Raw genomic sequence first — 17,744 nt, 5'->3', positions numbered from 1 at the left:
GCCAAACGGTGTCAAATAGCTGACTAATACCTCAATATTATCTGCGCTATTTTCCTTGTTTGACGGCGATTTATCTCATTTTGATCACCATTTTTAAAATGAGGACACACCCTAACAATGACGATAAGATGTTGAAGTTAGCGATAGGCGCACGCATATCAAAAGCGACCGACCCTATAATCAATAAGTGAAGCCTAAGCGCGGCTCAGGCTATCAAGGATATGACAACGACAATGACGCAATCCGTTTATCACAACACCAATTCTAGCCATAGCGGCATACCAGCCAATACAGCCACTGATGCAGCATCGGCGAAGACGGTGGACATGCCGCGACCGGCAAAGCGTGTGGGTATCTTAGGCGGCGGCACGGCAGGCGCGACGATTGCCATTCGCCTGGCTGCATTGGGGCTTGAGACGTATGTGTTTGAAAAAAAACAATCTCTCATCGACGGCCCACCAATGTGCCACTTGCATGCCGGCGGCAACTTGTATCGCGAAATCCCTGACGAAGACTGCGTCGCCTTACTCAAGCAGTGTATCGATATTTTGCGCTTATACCCTTATACCATCGATGTGCGCCCCACCGTGTTTGCCGTCCCGACACGCGATGAGGGCTTGCCTGAGGATTTGTTACCACGCCTTGATATTTTGACAGACGCCTATCGCGAGCTGATCGCGCAGGACCCAAACAATAAAGTCTTGGGCGAGCCTGAGGACTACTATCAGCTCTACAGCCATGAGCAGTTGCTGGCGCTGGCCGAGCGTGAGCAAGTCGCCATTCCTCGCACCGTCGATGAGTGGATGATACCAGTTGCCAAGTATCTGGATTTAAACAAAGTCAAGTTCCCGCTTATCGTCGTCCAAGAGTACGGCTGGAATATCTTTCGCCTCGCCGCGTCAGCACAGCTGGCATTGGCAGAGTATGAGCACGCTCATGTGTTTACCGATACGACGGTGACACAGGTCATGCCTGTCGATTGTGAAAACTGTACAAACGCCGATCACCATGTGACCAAATGGCGCATCGACTACCAATCAGCAAGCAGCTCGACAGAGGCGGTGCAAGAAGACGCTATCGAGGTCGACTACCTGATCAATGCGTGCGGATTTCGTACGGGCATCATCGATGATATGGTCGGTGTCGCCGTCACCCGTATGGTCGAATTTAAGTCCTCCTATATCACCCACTGGGGCGAAGCTGGCGGTCAGATACCCGAGATCATCGTCTATGGCAATCGCGGCACCCCTGAGGGGATGGCGCAGCTGACGCCTTATCCTGATGGTTATTTTCAGATTCATGGCATGAGTCATGCCATTACTTTGTTTGATGATGGGTTGGTGGCGTCGAATACTGACAGCGCCCAGCCCAAGCTACCGCAGCAGTACGTACACTACATCGAGGATGGCTGGGACAAAGCGCCGCTACAAGCGCGTAGCCAACAAGCCATCGAGTATGTGGCGCAGTTTGTACCCACCTTTCATAGTGCTCGTAGCGTTGGCAATGCCCTGTATGGTGGGCAGCAAATTCCTGGAGAAGACGATACTTTGCGCGTCGCTGACGTCAGCTTGTACGCCGATATTCGCTATGCCCGTGCAGAAAACGTCAAAGCCTCCTCGACCCTGATTGCAGCGGATCAAATCGTCAATGAGCTGGCTGAGCTGGGTTTGGTGACAACAGATACGCCCGCAAACCGTCACCGCTATGCTCATAAATGGCCATATCTGACGCACAACGATAACTTGACCATCGATAGTGTGGCTCGCGAGCTGGCTGAGCAGCGCGGTTTTCCAGTGGCCATGGCGGGAGTAAACCATGGTATCCGTGAGGCCATACTGTCTAGCTCATGAGGCATCGCTTATCTTGGCTTATTTTTGCTTCTATCCCGCTCACAGCGCAGACGAGGCAAAACCCCTACTCAATAATTCAATAAGAAAAAGCGCAGACCACCGCTATTAGATGGTCTGCGCTTTTTGGCCTCTGAGCGTCTTGCTCTCTGAGAGCTTTAATCTCTGAGTTTGGCAGTCTGTGAGACTTTGCACATTTTAGCTTTCGCTGCCCGCCATTTTTTCGGTATCGACAGCATCGTCGATGGTGACCACAGTCTTTAGCATCTCAATCGCTTCACCGATGGTATTACACACCACCAGACGCGCCAAATCTTCTTGCTTCATAAATCCTTGCTCAGCGGTATAGGCCAAGTGCTCTATCATTCGGTCATAAAACCCATTGATATTCAGAATAATCATGGGTTTTTCGTGCTGATAAAGCTGACGCCACGTGGCAATCTCCATAATCTCCTCGAGCGTACCAAGCCCACCTGGTAAGGTGATAAAAGCATCGGCATACTCTGCCATGACGGTTTTTCGCGTGTGCATGGTGTCGGTCAAATGTAGGCGCGTCAACTGATTGTGAGCGATTTCGTGTTTGAGCATAAAGGTTGGAATCACACCGACCGCTTGAGCGCCGCCGTTGACGACCTCATCTGCCACCGCCCCCATCAGCCCGATGCTAGCACCGCCATAGACCAGACCCATGCCATTTTTTGCCAGCGCAAGACCCAGCTCGCGAGCGGCTTGCTCATACACCTCATGATTACCTAGGCGCGAGCCGCAATACACCGCAACCAGCGGCATGGTCAGTGAGGATTTATCGACGGCTTTTTCGATATTGGTGATATCTTGACTGGTGATTACTTCATAAGTGTCGTTATTGATTTTCATTTGCATAGTGCTTCCTTAATTTTTATATTATTGTTTTTAGGTGAGTGCTCAGTTGACTGATGACGATAAAAAAGTGACAAAGCGCCGCTCCAGTCATAGCGTATAGAACTTACAAGTCATCATTGCCCGCCTCACCTACCCTCATTTATCTTAACATAAGCGGTGCTGTTACATGAGCTTGATATCATCAAAGCCGCGCATCAAAGTCTCATAACGGACTGACATCACGCCGTTAAAGCCAGCCGAGCTTCCCAAACCTTGTAGCCGCCACAACCACAAAACGCCAGCCCCCACCCTATAGATCAGACCCTAAGGCCAACTCATGGAAGAACCGCAAAACTCCCTGCCAACAGACAGCCATGTCATAAAAACCGATGCCCTGAGTATCATGACTGAACGCAATCAGCCGCTAGCCGCGACAGTATATCGCCCGCAAGATACGATAAAAGCGGCGGTCATGATAGCGCCTGCCACTGGTATTAAACGTCAGTTTTATCACCACTTTGCCACTTACTTGGCTACCTGCGGTTTTGGTGTAGTGACCTTTGACAACGAAGGTATCGGCGAGTCGTTAAGCACCGAGCTGCCCAAATGTGACGCCTCGTTGATCAGCTGGGGGCGTCATGACCTGCCAGCCGTGCTCGATGCCCTGCAAGATGAGTTTGCCGATACCACATATCACATCATCGGCCACAGTGCCGGCGGTCAGCTGATTGGCTTGATGCCAAACTATCAGACCGTACAGTCTGTATTCAATGTCGCCTGCTCGTCAGGGCAAATCAAAAACATGGACATGCCCTATAAGCTCAAGGCCATGGGTTTTATGGATGCTTTTATTCCGCTTAGTAACTTGGTATTAGGCTATACACCAGCGGATAAAATCGGTATGGGCGAGCCATTACCGCGCGGCGTTGCTCGGCAGTGGCGCAAGTGGTGCAATGGCGCAGGCTATATCAAAACCGCCTTTGGTCACAGCGTAAATACTCATTTTTACGATGAGCTTAGCATGCCTGCTTTGTGGCTAGGGTTTAGCGACGATGATATCGCCAACAGCGACAATATAGACGACATGATACGTGTGTTTACCAAGATGCCTGTCAAAAAGCGTTTTTATACCCCGCAAGATTTTGGTTTAAGTCATATCGGTCATATGCGCTACTTTAGTCGCCGCACCCAGGCAAAAGCCCCAGCACTATGGCAAATGGCGGTGGACTGGTTGGAGCAGCAGTGTTAGGGCATCTCTTATCTTAAGACATGGCTTTTTAAGACATGTTTTTTTAAGACATGCGTCAATCTTTTTGCACGTCTTCTGCTTTGACGCGTTGGCGTAGAGCAGAGTACAGCGACGGCTGCAAATTATGGATATTACCTAGCATCCACTTGATATAGCCAATGGGCACTTCGGTGATAAGTCGGCCTTTATATTTGCCAAATGGCATCCTACTGGCAGGATTGGCTCGATTGGCGATGGCATGAGCCGCAGCAAAGTCTGTCGGCGCGATTTGTAGACGCGTGCAGCAGGCTTGATACAGCAAGTAACACATACGGGCGTCACCCAGCGCGTCATGGGCGGCGCAGGTCAGCTCACTCGCTGCAGACTTGCCCAGCAGCTGCTCGATACATTTAGACTGACCGTAGTAGCGCCATTCTGGAAAGGCCACACGGGCGAGCCGCACCGTACAGATCAGCTTGGTAGTCGGACGGCCTATCACGCGCCAATCAAAGCGCACATTATGGCCGATAAGGTAGGTGGGCAAATCAAACGCTTGTAGATCAAAACGCTCAAGGCCCGCCACATCATCGTCGGTGATACCATGTACTTTGATGACCACCGGTGAGATGGCGCGGCCACTATTAAAGTACTTCATCCACTCAAACCCCGTCGCTACGTTGATGGTAGCAACCTGAATCGGTCTTGGGTCACGGCCTTGATCGGTTTCGGTATCGATAACCAAAGCAGTATCAGTCAGACTTGGCATATTAAGGCAATCAGTCATAAAGCTCGCTGTAGCACGTTGGGTATCCATAATCGATAACAGTCTGTTTTATCCAGCGCAAAAAACGCACGATACCCCATAGACTGCCTTGTTGTTTATGGGGCTAAAATCCAAAGATAACAAGCAGATATAACATTGCGATACAAACCTGCTAGCGCAGGTCTCTTATAATATCTATGACCATACTGACAAAGGATCGCTATGATCGCCGATGGCAACAAGCCACCACCAAGGCCCAACCAACCACCGCGGCCTAGGTTTTTTCGCCGCCTGCTCAAGCTGCTGATCAAAGCAGCAGTATTGTTGATGTTATTGTTTGTATTAGACAGATTATGGCCCAGCATCAGCCAACAAACCCAATCCTTTGTCGTCGCCAAATGGCAACAGCTCAGCTTATTGCAGCAAGATTTGCCAACAGAAAACAGCCTGCCCTCGCCACTGCCTCAGCAAAACCTAAGCGATACGTGGGGCGCCGCGCGCAGTCAAGGCCGCACACACGAAGGGATCGATATATTTGCCGCGCGGGGCACACCGATACAAGCGACGACAGCAGGCATCGTCAGTAAGGTCGGCGAAAACACCCTAGGCGGGCGTGTGGTGGTCATCGTCGGTCCTGGTGGCGCTGGGCACTACTATGCACACTTAGAGGATTATGCCGATATCGCCCCCAATGACTGGGTCGATGCGGGTGATGTCATCGGCTATGTCGGCGACAGCGGCAACGCCAAGGGCACACCGCCGCACGTGCATTATGGGGTTTATATCCAAGGCAATGCGGTCAATCCCTACCCGCTTTTACAAAAATCCGAGCCTGCTCGGTAGCCTGTCATGATAAGCTCAACGATTGCTTGCGCATCCATCTGACATTGGCTAATAGCCATCAAATATTATATTAATAGCCCTAAAATATTAACAGCCATCAAACCTCAGCTAATGGCAGCAGAGCGCACGTAATTTGGCGGAAACACCGCACTAAATGTCGAGCCGCCGCCTTCTACCGACTCGATTTGCAGGTTGGCTTCATGCTGGTATAAGACATGTTTGACGATAGCCAGCCCTAAGCCTGTGCCGCCTGTGGCACGGCTACGACCCTTGTCGATACGATAAAAACGCTCTGTCAGGCGGGCGATGTGCTGCGGCGCAATACCGATGCCATTGTCCTCGACAGCGAAACGGCAACCCTCTGCTGTTTTGGTCCAGCTGACGGTGATATCGCCACCTTTTGGCGTGTATTTAATCGCATTGATCACCAGATTGGATAAGGCGCTGGTTAGATACATCTCTGAGCCGTACAGTCCATCATAGGTGTCTATCTGTAGATGGATGCTATGACCGTACTCTTGATTGTAGGCCTGTGCATCATCATAGATATGGGTCAGCAGCTTGGTCATATCGATATAATGCAGCTCCTGAGTCTCTTCGATCTCGATACGCGATAGCAGCAATAAATCATTGACGATTCTATTCATGCGCGCTGTCTGCTGGGTCATCAGCTCAAAACCGCGCTTCCAGTGCGGCGGCATGTCTGGCTGATCCGAAAAGTTTTCTAAATACCCCATCATCACGGTCAGCGGCGTACGCAGCTCATGCGAGACGTTGGCCACAAAATCGCGGCGCATCTCCTCTAGATGATGCAGACGCGTCACATCGTAGATGATCAATAGCTTTTCGTCGGCAAATGGGGTCAGCTCACACTTTAAATAGCGCTCAGGCGCGCGCCATGACTTTATATGTACACCTTCGTCAGCCAGCGTCGGCGCTTGATAGTACTGACGAAACTCAGATGCGCCAATAAAGTCAAAAATACATCGGCCTTTATCTGCGGCCTGCAATAATAGTAAATCTTCAGCGGCCTGATTCCACCACTCCAGACCATCATTATCATTGAGTAAAATCACCGCATCGCGCAGCGCCCGCAGCGCACTTCTTATTTTTTTTAATTGATCGGTGGTGTTTTGTAGCGCTATCGGCTCTGAGATATCTTGTTCGGTACATTGCTTTGACATTATGTTACTCATCCATTTTTCGTGACCTATTTTTTTGCCCTACTTGTTCTCTCGTTATCATAATGAGGATTATCCTTATCTGCTAAGTGACACTTACTGATAATTATGATGGTTATAGCTGGACTGCAACAGAATGGCGGCGGCTATTTTGGCAGTATGAGCGCGATCATTTGGCCTCAACAAAGCTTGAGAAGCGATAACCAGTACCGCGCACCGTTTGTATCAGCTTATCGCAGTCATGAGGGCGCAGCAGTTTGCGTAGGCGTTTGATATGCACATCGATGGTTCTGTCTTCGATATAGACATTGCCGCCCCACACTTGATCAAGCAGCTGGGTGCGCGTATAGGCACGCTCAGGATGGCTCATAAAAAACGCCAACAATCGATATTCGGTCGGTCCGACATCGATAATTTGCCCAGACGCCATAACTCGCTGACTTTTGGGGTCGAGGCTTAACTTACCTATCTCAATGGTCTTGTCGGCGCTCAAAGCATTGCTGCGGCGCAATACGGCTTTGATCCTTGAGATCAGCTCGCGCGTCGAAAAAGGCTTGGTCATATAATCATCTGCGCCCGCATCCAGACCGTGCACCTTGCTGTCCTCTTCGCTTTTGGCTGTCAGCATGATGACGGGTATCTCAGCGAGTAGCTCATCACTTTTGAGTATACGACAAAAATCAATGCCGCTTTTGTCCCCAGGCAGCATCCAATCTAGCAAAATCAGCGCTGGCCGATGGTCGACCACTTGTTGGTGCGCCTCTGATACGTCCGTTGCCTGCAAGCTATCAAAACCGGCCATCTCTAGCGTCATGACGACCATCTCGCGGATGGCAGGTTCGTCTTCAACAATCAAAATTTGCTCATTATACATAGGGTATTCTCAGTGATAAGGGACAAAACAGACGTATAAAAAAGGGCGATAATCGCTCGCCACTGCTTGCCTATTAAACGCGGTAATTGTGACAGTTTGATGACATTTGTCATTTAAGCGGCTGCTATAAGCCAAGCCACTTCCCTCAAACAGACGGTACTCACCGTTATGCTTCACATTTGACGCTTTAGCTCACGTCTAATATAAAATTCAGTGGCCCATCATTGATACTCATAACCTGCATGTTTGCGCCAAACTGACCCGTCGCTACCTGAGGGTGCTGACTGTTGGCATAGTCGACTAGCTGAGCAAACAGCACGCGCGCCGCCTCTGGTGGCATGGCACCGCCAAAATCAGGACGCCGGCCTTTGTCCGTCTTCGCCATCAGGGTGAACTGTGATACTAGCAGCAGCCCACCACCGGCTTGCTGGACATTTTTGTCCAGTTTGCCATATTTGGCAGGGTCATCGTCGTTTTCAAAAATACGATAGCCAAGAATTTTATCAATCATCCGCTTGGCCGTTTGTAGGTCGTCTTCAGGCCCCAAGCCGATATATGCCAGTACGCCACGCTCGATACGCCCGACACAATCCCCATCGACGCTGACGCTCGCACTATGTACCCGCTGTATCAATGCTTTCATTTATGCTCCCTTACCAATTATGCTCATACAAACTTAGGCCGTCCATGATAAAATATCATCATTTATTTGCCTATTTATTACTCTCTCACCTTTATTTTGGTCGCCATATTATGAATGTATTCACCACCTTGCAGCAGCTTGTCCCGCAACAAAAGCTCAGTAAAGTCGCTGGCCGTTTGGCTGCCAGTCGCCACCCCTATGTCAAGCGCACCTTTATTCGTAGCTTTGCAAAAGCCTATCATATCAGCTTGGATGAGTATGAGCGCCAAAACTTAGGTGCTTATGAGAGCTTTAATGACTTTTTTACTCGCGAGTTAAAAGCAGACGCGCGCCCTATCGACGCCACGCCGCAGGGGATTGTCAGCCCAGCTGACGGCGTCATCTCGCAGCTCGGTCAGATTGACGATCATAAGCTTTTGCAAGCCAAAGGGCGCTACTATGATATCGGCCAACTGCTGGCCGATAGCGAAGACGGGCATTATTTTGCCGATGGCAGTTTTGCCACAGTCTATCTGGCACCCAGCAATTATCACCGCGTTCATATGCCGTTTACTGGTACCTTGATCAAAACCCGCTATGTGCCAGGCACGCTGTTTTCTGTCAACAACACCACGGCTGCCAACATACCTGATTTGTTTGCGCGAAATGAGCGTTTGGTGTGTCTGTTTGATACCGCCTACGGCAAAGCTGCGGTCGTGATGGTCGGCGCGATGATCGTCGCTGGTATCGAGACAGTCGCCACTGGCAAAATCAGCCGTACCGACGATATTCAAGAAGCCGAACACGACATGGAGCTTGAAAAAGGCGATGAACTTGGACGTTTTTATTTAGGTTCAACAGCAATAGTAGTGTTGCCAAAAGGCGCCAAAGCCGACTGGCAAGACAGCCTGCAAGCCAATAGTGTGGTAAAAATGGGACAGTTACTGGGCATGGTTAACGCTAGATAATCTGTCTGTTTTTTTAAGACAAAACCCAGTCAAGCGCGGATAATCACGCTTGGCTGGGTTTTTTAATGGCTATTTATATGGCCATAGTTGATTACTCTAAAATAAGCACAGTGCTACTGGGATGATTTTGGGCAGCATCGAAGGGTCGCAGCACGCCTATTTGTTTTTTGGCATCCTGTGCCAGTTTTGCGCCGCTGCCGATAGGTGCCGCGGCCAGCGTTAGCCGTACCAAGCTAGCGATTTTATTGGTCATGCATCGATTAGCCAGCCTTGCTTGGTCGCATAATCGATACGCTGTGACAGCCAATCATGGATAGGCGGAAAGCTGTCTTTGATAAAAGCATGCGCGCCAGCCACCTGCGAGCGCGTCACCCCCAGCTCAATCCACGTCTGTCCGTTGGTATTGAGGTTGAGCAAAAACGGCAATAAGCGATCCACCACCCGTAGCAGCTGCGCTTCTTTGCTGTCACCTGTCTCCTGCGCTTCCCAGACCGCTGCTAAGTTAGCAATGCCGTTACCACGCTCCGCTTGCAAGCGCGCCATGCCCTGACGCTCCTCGATATGCGCCGTATGACGCGTATTGTCGTATAAAAAAGTATCACCAGCATCAATCTCACCCAAATCATGAACCAGCGCCATCTTGAGCAGCTGCTCGTGATTGACGTCTAGCGCAAACAAGTCAGCAATCGACCAACACGCCATCGCCAAATGCCAAGAGTGCTCAGCTGAGTTTTCGCGGCGAGTGGTCTGGGTGACATAGCTGCGCCGATTGACACGCTTTAGCGCATCTAACTCTAATAAAAAATGCGTCACATCATCCATATTGATATTATCAAAAGGCGCCGTGTCCGTTAAGGGGTTGTCATTTGAAGGTGTCGGGTGAATTGAATGGTTGGATGGCATGTCTCTCTCTTAAGCAATCAGTAAATGTAGCGCTCATTTTAGTACAAAACCAGACCCTAAACGTAAAAATAGCGCTGATAGCCTCAAGCGCTATTTTTCTATCTGACTCACACACTTGCGACAGCACAAACAAAGCAATTTGAACAAAAGGTTATTTGATCAATTTGCTGATGGTTTTAAACGCCGGGTCTTGACTACTGCGGCACAACTCAAACAAGATAGACTCAACCGTGCTAATCACTCCACCTGCGCGGCGAATACGGCGAATGGCTTGTTTTTTGTCATACGGAAATCTCGAACCAACAGCGTCCCCGATGATGACCGGCTGCATACCGTTGTCTAATAAATCAAGCGCCGTTTGCATGACACATACATGCGCCTCTGCCCCAAACAGCAACACAATACTGCGGTTTTGCTGCGCCAAATGGTGCCATGACTCATCGTTATCACACGCGCTAAAGGTCACTTTTTCAAAGCTTTTGGTATTGTGATCTGCAAGCACCTCACGAATCTCAGGCAGGGTATCGCCAAGGCCTTTTTTATACTGCTCGTTGAGCATGATAGGGATATCAAGTGCCTGCAATCCCTTAATCAGTGTCACGGTTTTTTTGACGATATTTTCGTGATCATAGATATGCGGGGTAAGGCGCTCTTGGACATCGATCAGCATCGCTTGGGTGTTTTCGCGGGCGATACGATACGTGCGGTCGGTAATCATGGTAGACATAGTACACTCCTTGTACGACTGACAATGATAAACAATGATAGCTATATTATAGTGCTGACTTATAGGTTTTATTCATTTAATGCGCTTGTTCGCTTCACTGTTATTTAGTCATAGATTTGTAGAGGCGTCAATGGAGATAATTTTTATTAACAACTTATGCACACGTTATGAACACGTGTTTGTCATACAATTTTTAGCATACAGTCATAAAAAACTCCAATCATAGAGATTGGAGTTTTTGTTAAATAAACCAGACTAATATTGCTTGTTAAAAGGCTTATACACGCTCAATCACAGTCGCGATACCTTGGCCAAGGCCGATACACATGGTTGCAAGACCAAGCTCGGTGTCAGACTGCTCCATAGCGTTTAGCAAGGTGACCGTGATACGAGCACCAGAACAACCTAGTGGATGACCCAGAGCAATCGCGCCACCATTGATGTTGACGATGTCTTGCTTGTCCGTCAGGTTCAATGCCTTGAGTACAGATAAACCTTGGGCGGCAAAGGCTTCGTTTAGCTCGATGGTCTGCATGTCATCGATGCTCATGCCAGCGCGCTTTAAGGCTTTGTTGGTCGCAGGTACCGGACCATAACCCATGATAGCGGCATCACAGCCAGCGACAGCCATGCTACGAATACGAGCGCGAGGCTTTAGGCCTAAGTCTTTGGCTTTTTGCGCGCTCATGACCAGCATCGCTGACGCACCGTCAGAGAGTGCAGATGACGTCGCGGCAGTCACTGTACCGCCTTTAGGGTCAAAGGCTGGGCGCAGTTTTTGCATTTGCTCCATCGTCGCATCTGGGCGAATCACTTCATCGACGGTACATAGCTGCAGACGGCCATCTGCATCATGGCCTTCGATGCCGATGATTTCATTGTCAAAGCGGCCCTCAGTCGTCGCAGCCCACGCACGGCGATGTGACTCAAGACCAAAGGCGTCTTGCTCTTCGCGGGTGATGTTGTTCATACGGCCCAGCATTTCAGCGGTCAAGCCCATCATGTTTGAGGCTTTAGCATAGTGCTTAGAGGCTGCTGGGTTGAGATCCACGCCATGCATCATACCAACATGACCCATGTGCTCGACACCGCCGATGATAAAGACATCACCTTGACCGGTCATGATTTGCGCGGCAGCGGTGTGTAGTGCCTGCATAGAAGAGCCGCATAAACGGTTGACCGTTTGGCCGCCAGCAGTCTTTGGAATACCAGCCAGCAGGCCGATGTTACGACCGATGTTTAGACCTTGCTCTAGGGTTTGGTTGACACAGCCCCAGATGATGTCTTCGACATCGTTGGTGTCAAAATCGTTGCGCTCTACCAAAGCACGCACCAATTCTGCTGAGAGATTATCAGCACGAACATGGCGGAACATACCGTTTTTAGATCTTCCCATCGCCGAGCGTACGCCATCTACGATGACCACATCTTTTGGACTTAAAGTTGTCATACTATCTTCCTTTTCAATTTTTATTGTCAGTGTTGTCGATTTAATCGGGCTCTATAGCCATCTATCACGCGATCCGTACATCAGTACAATAACTATCTGAATGCTGTCGCGGCAGGCCAGACCTGATGAAACCGACCAAAACGGTGCGTCTGCTATTTTTTTATCACCGATAACGATGTCAGCAAACGCACCCCACTTATCCTAATACGGTATGCTCGTTACGCTGTGGCGTAAAAAGTCTCGCCAGCGGCTGCCATATCGCGAATCTTTTGCGGCGCTTCATAGGCTTTGCCAAGGTGTGCGTATTTTTCGCATAGTGCCAAGTAGTTATCGAGACCCATTTGGTCGATATAACGGCAAGGGCCACCGCGGAACGGCGGGAAACCAACGCCCATAATCATCGCCATATCCGCCTCACTTGGCGTGCTAACGATGTTGTCTTCTAGGCAGCGTACGGTCTCATTACAGAAAGCCAGCATGGTGCGGTCGATGATGGTTTGATCATCAAACTCTTTTTTGTCGCTATCTGTCGTGGTTTTGAGTAGCTCGTAAGTGGCGTCATCAGCGACTTTCTTTGGCTTACCGCGCTTGTCGGTTTCGTACTTATAGAAACCAACGCCGTTTTTCTGACCTAAGCGCTCGTTTTCATATAGATGCTCGATCGCCCCTTTATAATCAGGCTTCATGCGGTCAGGGAATCCTTCTGCCATCACTTCTGCGCCATGTACACCCGTGTCTAGACCGACGACGTCGATTAGGTAAGCAGGACCCATCGGCCAGCCGAATTTTTCCATGACTTTATCGACATGGACAAAATCAGCGCCTTCTTTGAGCAGCAAGTCAAACGCACCAAAGTATGGGAAGAGGACACGGTTTACCAAGAAACCTGGGCAGTCGTTGACCACCACTGGCACCTTGCCCATCTTGGAGGCCAATGCCACAGTAGTCGCAATCGCTTCTTCTGATGACTTCTCACCGCGGATAACTTCAACGAGTGGCATACGGTGTACTGGGTTAAAGAAGTGCATACCGACGAAGTTTTCTGGGCGCTCGAGGGCTTCGGCCAGATACGTGATCGAAATCGTTGAGGTATTAGATGCCAAAATCGCATCGTCTTTTACTAGACCTTCGACTTCTTTGAGTACCGCACGTTTGACGTTTGGATTTTCGACCACCGCTTCGATAACGATATCAGTCTCAGCAAAATCGCCATAGTTCAGAGTCGGACGGATACGGCTGAGCGTTTCGCCCATTTTGGCTGGGGTCATCTTACCGCGCTCAACCATTTTGCCAAGTAGCTTGCTGGCCTCGCCCATCCCCAAATCCAATTGCTCAGACTTGATATCTTTCATGATGATTAGCAAGCCTTTGCTGGCTGCCTGATACGCGATACCGCCGCCCATGATACCTGCGCCAAGTACGGCCGCTTCAGAGATTTCATGTGCTTTTTTGCTGTGCTTTTTGGCCAGTTTTTTGACCAACTGATCGTTTAAGAACAGACCGACCAAGCTCTCAGCTTGCGGGGTTTTTGCCGCTTTGGCAAAACCTGCCGCTTCGACTTCGATCGCTTTGTCACGTGGCAGATTGACATGCTTTTCGATCGCTTCGATCGCGATCGCAGGCGCTGGGTACTGCTTCGGATTGGCTTTAGAGAAGATCATGCCTTTGGCACTGTTAAACGCCATTGCTTGCTCAAGCTGGTTTAGCTTTACAGGATTTAGCTTCTCTTCACGCTTGGCTTGCCAGTCAAGCTCACCTGAGATACATTTTTTCACTAGGTCAATGGCGGCGTCTTGCAGATCATCAGCAGGGACGGTCGCATCTACCAGACCAAGATTTAGCGCTTCTAGTGGTTTTTTTGGTTTACCAGTAGCGATTAGCTCAAGCGCATTGTCGATACCGATGACACGCGTACTACGCACTGTACCGCCGAAGCCTGGGAAGATACCTAACTGAGTCTCTGGCAGCCCGATGATGGCTTTGTCGCTCATGACGCGATATTCACACACCAAGGTCATCTCACAACCACCGCCTAGCGCTGCGCCATTGATAGCCGCTACTTTAGGGAATGGCAAATCTTCAAAACGGTTAAAGGTCTCATTGATACTCACCACCCAGTCTTTGATCTCGTTTTCTGGGTTTTTAAATGAGCCAACAAACTCTGTGATATCAGCGCCCGCGATAAATACGCCTTTGCTTGAGGTGACGATAAGGCCTTTGACATCGTCGGCTTTTTCTAGTGCGCTCACCGCTTCACCAAACTGCTTGTTGGTCTCGGCATCAAACTTGTTCACGCTCTCATTTTCGGCGTTGTATTGCATGTTGGCGATGCCATCTTCTAGCATTGTCACCGTGATGCGATTTCCTTGGTATACCATTTGAAACTCCTTGCTATATAACGAAAGCTACGTTTTGGGTTACAATCAATAGCCAGTTACTGTTAGTAAAATGGGTAATAGCACTGTGCGCCGCCGCCATCAAGACAAACATCGTCATGACGACAAACCACTAGCGGGCGCACAGTGAAGATATCTTTATTATCCAGCGCTCATAGTAATGTACTTATTTTTACGTCGCTTGTACAACATCGTTTGGCGCTTTGTTTATATATTACAGGTATCTACTACGGCTGTCGGTGCTGATTGGGGAGCGCCATCGCATGTAGACGCAGCGATGACGGTTTGGGCAGTCCGGCTCACTCACGCCGGCGACTGCCTTTATCAGCCCATTTCCACGGCAATTAGTGTAGGGGATTATGCCCCTCACTGTCACAAGCTAATACCATACTCACAAGTCACTCTTAAGTCGAGACTCGCCTTTACCTAGTGACTAACGTGCTTTAAGTGACCAGTTGTATACTCAGTGGACAGCCGCCTCATCACAACACATTCAATCACTAAATAACACGGGCAATACGTAACGAGGGCTGGTTGCAAAGCGTACTGCAGTACAGACGGCATTACCTTTTGTGTTTTTTAGCGTGTTTTTTGATAAAAAACTGCCAAAAACGCGGCGCGGATGATACGCGCTTCATAAGCAGGGCCAGCTATCATGCTACACTATCGCTATTTTTCTTGTCTCTCTTATAAATGGTTGGATTATGACTGTCTCTCCTACTTCTGGCTTTATGTCTTTTTTGCGTATAAATGACGGCGCGCATGATAATGCTGATTACCATATCAATAATAAAACCAAGCAGTTTCATCAGATTGTGCGCACGCAGATCGCCAAAGATATCGAGGTATTATTTGCGTATGCCAAGCTGCCAAGCCCGCTGCTGGATGCCTGCCAATATGTGATGACGGGGCAAGGTAAGCTGGTGCGTCCGCTACTGGTCGCCAGCGCCTTTGCCAGCGTGAATGATAATCGCTGGCAAAATGAGGCGCAGCCTATCAGCCCAGATATCTCTGAGAGCATGACGCAAGGCCGCACGGCAAACCCTCTATTAGAAAGCCTGTTAGAAAACGACTCCGATTATGATATGGCGCGCCGAGCGGCATTGGCCGTCGAGCTATTGCATACCTATTCATTGGTGCATGATGACTTGCCCTGTATGGACGATGACGCGCTGCGCCGTGGGCAGCCAACCGCACATATTGTCTTTACCGAGGCAACTGCCCTACTGGCAGGGGACGTGCTCCAGACCCTCGCCTTTGAGGTACTGACCGCAGAGCTGCCGACTTTTGCGCCATTTGATGCCGCGATTGCCAGTCAGTTGCTCGCGGTATTTGCGCCGCGCGCTCGCCGTATGGTCTCAGGGCAAACGCTGGATCTCAATGCCGAAGCCAACCCCGACATTACCCAAAGCCAATTAGAGGCCGTCCACCGTGATAAAACCGGCGCGCTCATCGAAGCGGCGATGCTGATGGGCGGGATTTGTGCTGGCGCGACCGCACAAGCGCGCATGGCGCTACAAGAATGCGCCCAGCATATTGGTCTGGCTTTTCAAGTCCAAGACGATATCTTGGATGTCACCACCAGCACCGACACCCTTGGTAAACCTGCTGGTAGCGATGAAAAACTGGATAAATCCACTTATGTCAAACTGATGGGGGTTGAGCAGGCGACCAGCTATGCGCAGTCGCTATTTAATGACGGACGCGCCGCTATCTTGCGTGAGTTGAGCGGCAATAAGGACACCAACGCCTTATTGGCACTCATCGAATGGCTATGGTCACGTAAAAAATAAGCCGAGCAATAAACATTGAAAACGATAAGAGGTGGTCAACATGGATGGTACCCCAACACCGCGTATCTATCTTGGCACCGGCGGCTATAGCGATACCGACTTGCTTGGTACGCTGTACCCAGTCGGCACCAAAAAGACAGACTTTTTGCGCGAATATGCTCGTCAATACGGCGCGGTCGAGATCAATAGCACCTTTTACGCACCTATCGGCCAAAAAGCCTTTGCTGGGATGATCGATAAAGCCTACGTACAAGCCGACAGTAAATTGAAGTTTGCGGTAAAGCTGCATCAAGACTTTACCCATGCACGTAAAGGCACAAGCGAGCACGCACAAGCGTTTTTAAACGCCCTATCCCCACTCATCGAAGCCGATGCGCTCGCGCCATTACTGCTGCAATTCCCGCACGGCTTTGATCGTACTCGCGAGCATCGGCTGTATCTGGCCAATCTGGTCAGTTGGTTTAAAGACTATCCGTTAGCGGTTGAGTTTCGTCATAATGGCTGGCACACCCCGCAAGTGGTCGATAGCTTTATCAAACAAGGTCTGATCTGGGGTAGCGTCGATTATCCCAAAGTCAGCGGGCTGCCACCGTCACGATTGATATTCACCGAGCGCACCGGCTACCTGCGCATGCATGGCAATAATCTGAACTGGTGGGATGCGATGAGCGCCAGCGACCGTCATGATTATCGCTACTCTGAGGCGGAGATGCAGGACTGGGCGCAAGCGATTGCCAATCAGCGTCAGCACTTTGACACGCTCTATATCTTTTTTCAAAACACCGTCAATGCGCATGCGTATTATAATATTGCGATGTTGCGTGAGGCATTGGGTAAGCTTGGGTTTGAGGTTCTTTAACATTGAATATATTAAACAAATTTGAGGTCAAAAAATGAGTTCTGATGAAGATAAGGAGTACGATGCAATCCTAGTAGATACGTCTATTTTTGATAGATATGGTTTGAGATTGGAAAAAGGTCTACTAGGGAAATTAAAACAGTTTAAAGATAGTGATATAGATTACCTTTTGCCTGATGTCATAAAAGGTGAAATTAAAAGTCACTTAGAAAAGAAAGTTAAAAGTTCTCGTGCATCTTTGGAGAAAGCTCTTAACGATGCTGAAGACCATCTATTTTTTGATGATAGTAGGGCGTGTTGAACATTCATAATTTGAGCCAGATATAAGCACAAGCGAGCGCGACCGTATTCTCATAACTCTGCTTGAGTTTATCAAATCTGGTGGCAACCGCCCTATACTGTTTTAGCTTAGCGAAAGCATTTTCTACT

At 49.5% G+C, this 17,744-nt stretch carries 17 protein-coding genes and 1 pseudogene; 7 read left to right on the top strand and 11 right to left on the bottom strand.

Annotated elements, in window-relative coordinates; all coding sequences use genetic code 11:
• Window positions 1–326: 326 nt before the first annotated feature.
• Entirely contained in the window at window positions 327–1,850 is a 1,524-nt protein-coding gene (locus R0I52_RS07995; protein ID WP_410524050.1) for an FAD-dependent oxidoreductase, read from the top strand.
• A 195-nt stretch (window positions 1,851–2,045) separates the two neighbouring features.
• On the opposite strand, the gene R0I52_RS07990 is transcribed toward R0I52_RS07995, so the two are convergent.
• A complete protein-coding gene (locus tag R0I52_RS07990; RefSeq protein ID WP_100749016.1) occupies window positions 2,046–2,729 on the bottom strand; it encodes a TIGR00730 family Rossman fold protein in 684 nt (227 codons plus the stop codon).
• Window positions 2,730–3,045: 316 nt separating this feature from the next.
• Between R0I52_RS07990 and R0I52_RS07985 the strand changes: the two genes are divergently transcribed.
• On the top strand, window positions 3,046–3,957 hold the full coding sequence (locus R0I52_RS07985; RefSeq protein ID WP_317053898.1) for an alpha/beta fold hydrolase: 912 nt from the start codon (window positions 3,046–3,048) through the stop codon (window positions 3,955–3,957).
• A gap of 55 nt (window positions 3,958–4,012) precedes the next feature.
• On the opposite strand, the gene R0I52_RS07980 is transcribed toward R0I52_RS07985, so the two are convergent.
• Window positions 4,013–4,720: a putative quorum-sensing-regulated virulence factor gene (locus R0I52_RS07980; RefSeq protein ID WP_317053897.1), complete on the bottom strand. Its 708-nt coding sequence runs from the start codon at window positions 4,718–4,720 to the stop codon at window positions 4,013–4,015.
• A 201-nt stretch (window positions 4,721–4,921) separates the two neighbouring features.
• On the opposite strand from R0I52_RS07980, the gene R0I52_RS07975 reads away from it, so the two are divergent.
• Window positions 4,922–5,542 carry a M23 family metallopeptidase gene (locus R0I52_RS07975; protein ID WP_317053896.1) on the top strand — a complete coding sequence of 207 codons (621 nt, stop codon included), beginning with the start codon at window positions 4,922–4,924 and terminating at the stop codon, window positions 5,540–5,542.
• 104 nt (window positions 5,543–5,646) lie between these two features.
• On the opposite strand, the gene phoR is transcribed toward R0I52_RS07975, so the two are convergent.
• The 3 genes from phoR to dtd all read right to left on the bottom strand — a co-directional run bounded on the left by phoR (window position 5,647) and on the right by dtd (window position 8,240).
• The gene (gene phoR, locus R0I52_RS07970; protein ID WP_317053895.1) at window positions 5,647–6,726 is read right to left on the bottom strand and encodes a phosphate regulon sensor histidine kinase PhoR; all 1,080 of its coding nucleotides are present in this window, start codon (window positions 6,724–6,726) and stop codon (window positions 5,647–5,649) included.
• 166 nt (window positions 6,727–6,892) lie between these two features.
• Entirely contained in the window at window positions 6,893–7,597 is a 705-nt protein-coding gene (gene phoB / locus R0I52_RS07965; protein WP_317053894.1) for a phosphate regulon transcriptional regulator PhoB, read from the bottom strand.
• A gap of 187 nt (window positions 7,598–7,784) precedes the next feature.
• Window positions 7,785–8,240, bottom strand: a complete 456-nt coding sequence (dtd, locus tag R0I52_RS07960) for a D-aminoacyl-tRNA deacylase (protein ID WP_317053893.1) — start codon at window positions 8,238–8,240, stop codon at window positions 7,785–7,787.
• Between the two features lie 110 nt (window positions 8,241–8,350).
• On the opposite strand from dtd, the gene asd reads away from it, so the two are divergent.
• Window positions 8,351–9,187, top strand: a complete 837-nt coding sequence (gene asd / locus R0I52_RS07955) for an archaetidylserine decarboxylase (protein WP_317053892.1) — start codon at window positions 8,351–8,353, stop codon at window positions 9,185–9,187.
• Window positions 9,188–9,278: 91 nt separating this feature from the next.
• Here asd and R0I52_RS07950 read toward each other — a convergent pair whose 3' ends face one another.
• From R0I52_RS07950 to fadB, 5 genes are all read right to left on the bottom strand, one after another.
• Window positions 9,279–9,440 (bottom strand): hypothetical protein, encoded by a 162-nt coding sequence (locus tag R0I52_RS07950; RefSeq protein ID WP_317053891.1) that lies wholly within the window; start codon window positions 9,438–9,440, stop codon window positions 9,279–9,281.
• A complete protein-coding gene (locus tag R0I52_RS07945) occupies window positions 9,437–10,090 on the bottom strand; it encodes an HD domain-containing protein (protein WP_317053890.1) in 654 nt (217 codons plus the stop codon). The genes R0I52_RS07950 and R0I52_RS07945 overlap by 4 nt, the downstream gene beginning before the upstream one ends.
• Before the next feature lie 151 nt (window positions 10,091–10,241).
• Complete coding sequence (locus R0I52_RS07940) at window positions 10,242–10,817, bottom strand: isochorismatase family protein (protein WP_317053889.1); 576 nt, start codon at window positions 10,815–10,817, stop codon at window positions 10,242–10,244.
• 277 nt (window positions 10,818–11,094) lie between these two features.
• A complete protein-coding gene (fadA, locus tag R0I52_RS07935; RefSeq protein WP_192993331.1) occupies window positions 11,095–12,267 on the bottom strand; it encodes an acetyl-CoA C-acyltransferase FadA in 1,173 nt (390 codons plus the stop codon).
• A 218-nt stretch (window positions 12,268–12,485) separates the two neighbouring features.
• Window positions 12,486–14,645 carry a fatty acid oxidation complex subunit alpha FadB gene (gene fadB / locus R0I52_RS07930; RefSeq protein ID WP_317053888.1) on the bottom strand — a complete coding sequence of 720 codons (2,160 nt, stop codon included), beginning with the start codon at window positions 14,643–14,645 and terminating at the stop codon, window positions 12,486–12,488.
• A gap of 749 nt (window positions 14,646–15,394) precedes the next feature.
• Between fadB and R0I52_RS07925 the strand changes: the two genes are divergently transcribed.
• The 3 genes from R0I52_RS07925 to R0I52_RS07915 are packed head-to-tail and all read left to right on the top strand — an operon-like array spanning window position 15,395 to window position 17,616.
• Window positions 15,395–16,456, top strand: coding sequence for a polyprenyl synthetase family protein (locus R0I52_RS07925; RefSeq protein WP_410524049.1), 1,062 nt, complete (start codon window positions 15,395–15,397; stop codon window positions 16,454–16,456).
• A gap of 40 nt (window positions 16,457–16,496) precedes the next feature.
• On the top strand, window positions 16,497–17,315 hold the full coding sequence (locus tag R0I52_RS07920; protein WP_317053886.1) for a DUF72 domain-containing protein: 819 nt from the start codon (window positions 16,497–16,499) through the stop codon (window positions 17,313–17,315).
• Window positions 17,316–17,349: 34 nt separating this feature from the next.
• The gene (locus R0I52_RS07915; RefSeq protein WP_317053885.1) at window positions 17,350–17,616 is read left to right on the top strand and encodes a PIN domain-containing protein; all 267 of its coding nucleotides are present in this window, start codon (window positions 17,350–17,352) and stop codon (window positions 17,614–17,616) included.
• A gap of 4 nt (window positions 17,617–17,620) precedes the next feature.
• On the opposite strand, the pseudogene R0I52_RS07910 reads toward R0I52_RS07915, so the two are convergent.
• Window positions 17,621–17,744, bottom strand: a pseudogene (locus R0I52_RS07910) (IS5/IS1182 family transposase); the annotation flags it as partial.

This window comes from Psychrobacter sp. CAM01, from assembly GCF_032842965.1.
GTDB lineage: Bacteria > Pseudomonadota > Gammaproteobacteria > Pseudomonadales > Moraxellaceae > Psychrobacter > Psychrobacter celer.
This window is presented reverse-complemented; position numbering and strand designations above follow the sequence as displayed.

Bases quoted from the DNA above. Each gene is read 5' to 3' on its own strand.
- R0I52_RS07995 (WP_410524050.1), top strand. From the start codon at position 327: ATGCCGCGACCGGCAAAGCGTGTGGGTATCTTAGGCGGCGGCACGGCA.
- R0I52_RS07990 (WP_100749016.1), bottom strand. From the start codon at position 2,729: ATGCAAATGAAAATCAATAACGACACTTATGAAGTAATCACCAGTCAA.
- R0I52_RS07985 (WP_317053898.1), top strand. From the start codon at position 3,046: ATGGAAGAACCGCAAAACTCCCTGCCAACAGACAGCCATGTCATAAAA.
- R0I52_RS07980 (WP_317053897.1), bottom strand. From the start codon at position 4,720: ATGACTGATTGCCTTAATATGCCAAGTCTGACTGATACTGCTTTGGTT.
- R0I52_RS07975 (WP_317053896.1), top strand. From the start codon at position 4,922: ATGATCGCCGATGGCAACAAGCCACCACCAAGGCCCAACCAACCACCG.
- phoR (WP_317053895.1), bottom strand. From the start codon at position 6,726: ATGTCAAAGCAATGTACCGAACAAGATATCTCAGAGCCGATAGCGCTA.
- phoB (WP_317053894.1), bottom strand. From the start codon at position 7,597: ATGTATAATGAGCAAATTTTGATTGTTGAAGACGAACCTGCCATCCGC.
- dtd (WP_317053893.1), bottom strand. From the start codon at position 8,240: ATGAAAGCATTGATACAGCGGGTACATAGTGCGAGCGTCAGCGTCGAT.
- asd (WP_317053892.1), top strand. From the start codon at position 8,351: ATGAATGTATTCACCACCTTGCAGCAGCTTGTCCCGCAACAAAAGCTC.
- R0I52_RS07950 (WP_317053891.1), bottom strand. From the start codon at position 9,440: ATGACCAATAAAATCGCTAGCTTGGTACGGCTAACGCTGGCCGCGGCA.
- R0I52_RS07945 (WP_317053890.1), bottom strand. From the start codon at position 10,090: ATGCCATCCAACCATTCAATTCACCCGACACCTTCAAATGACAACCCC.
- R0I52_RS07940 (WP_317053889.1), bottom strand. From the start codon at position 10,817: ATGTCTACCATGATTACCGACCGCACGTATCGTATCGCCCGCGAAAAC.
- fadA (WP_192993331.1), bottom strand. From the start codon at position 12,267: ATGACAACTTTAAGTCCAAAAGATGTGGTCATCGTAGATGGCGTACGC.
- fadB (WP_317053888.1), bottom strand. From the start codon at position 14,645: ATGGTATACCAAGGAAATCGCATCACGGTGACAATGCTAGAAGATGGC.
- R0I52_RS07925 (WP_410524049.1), top strand. From the start codon at position 15,395: ATGTCTTTTTTGCGTATAAATGACGGCGCGCATGATAATGCTGATTAC.
- R0I52_RS07920 (WP_317053886.1), top strand. From the start codon at position 16,497: ATGGATGGTACCCCAACACCGCGTATCTATCTTGGCACCGGCGGCTAT.
- R0I52_RS07915 (WP_317053885.1), top strand. From the start codon at position 17,350: ATGAGTTCTGATGAAGATAAGGAGTACGATGCAATCCTAGTAGATACG.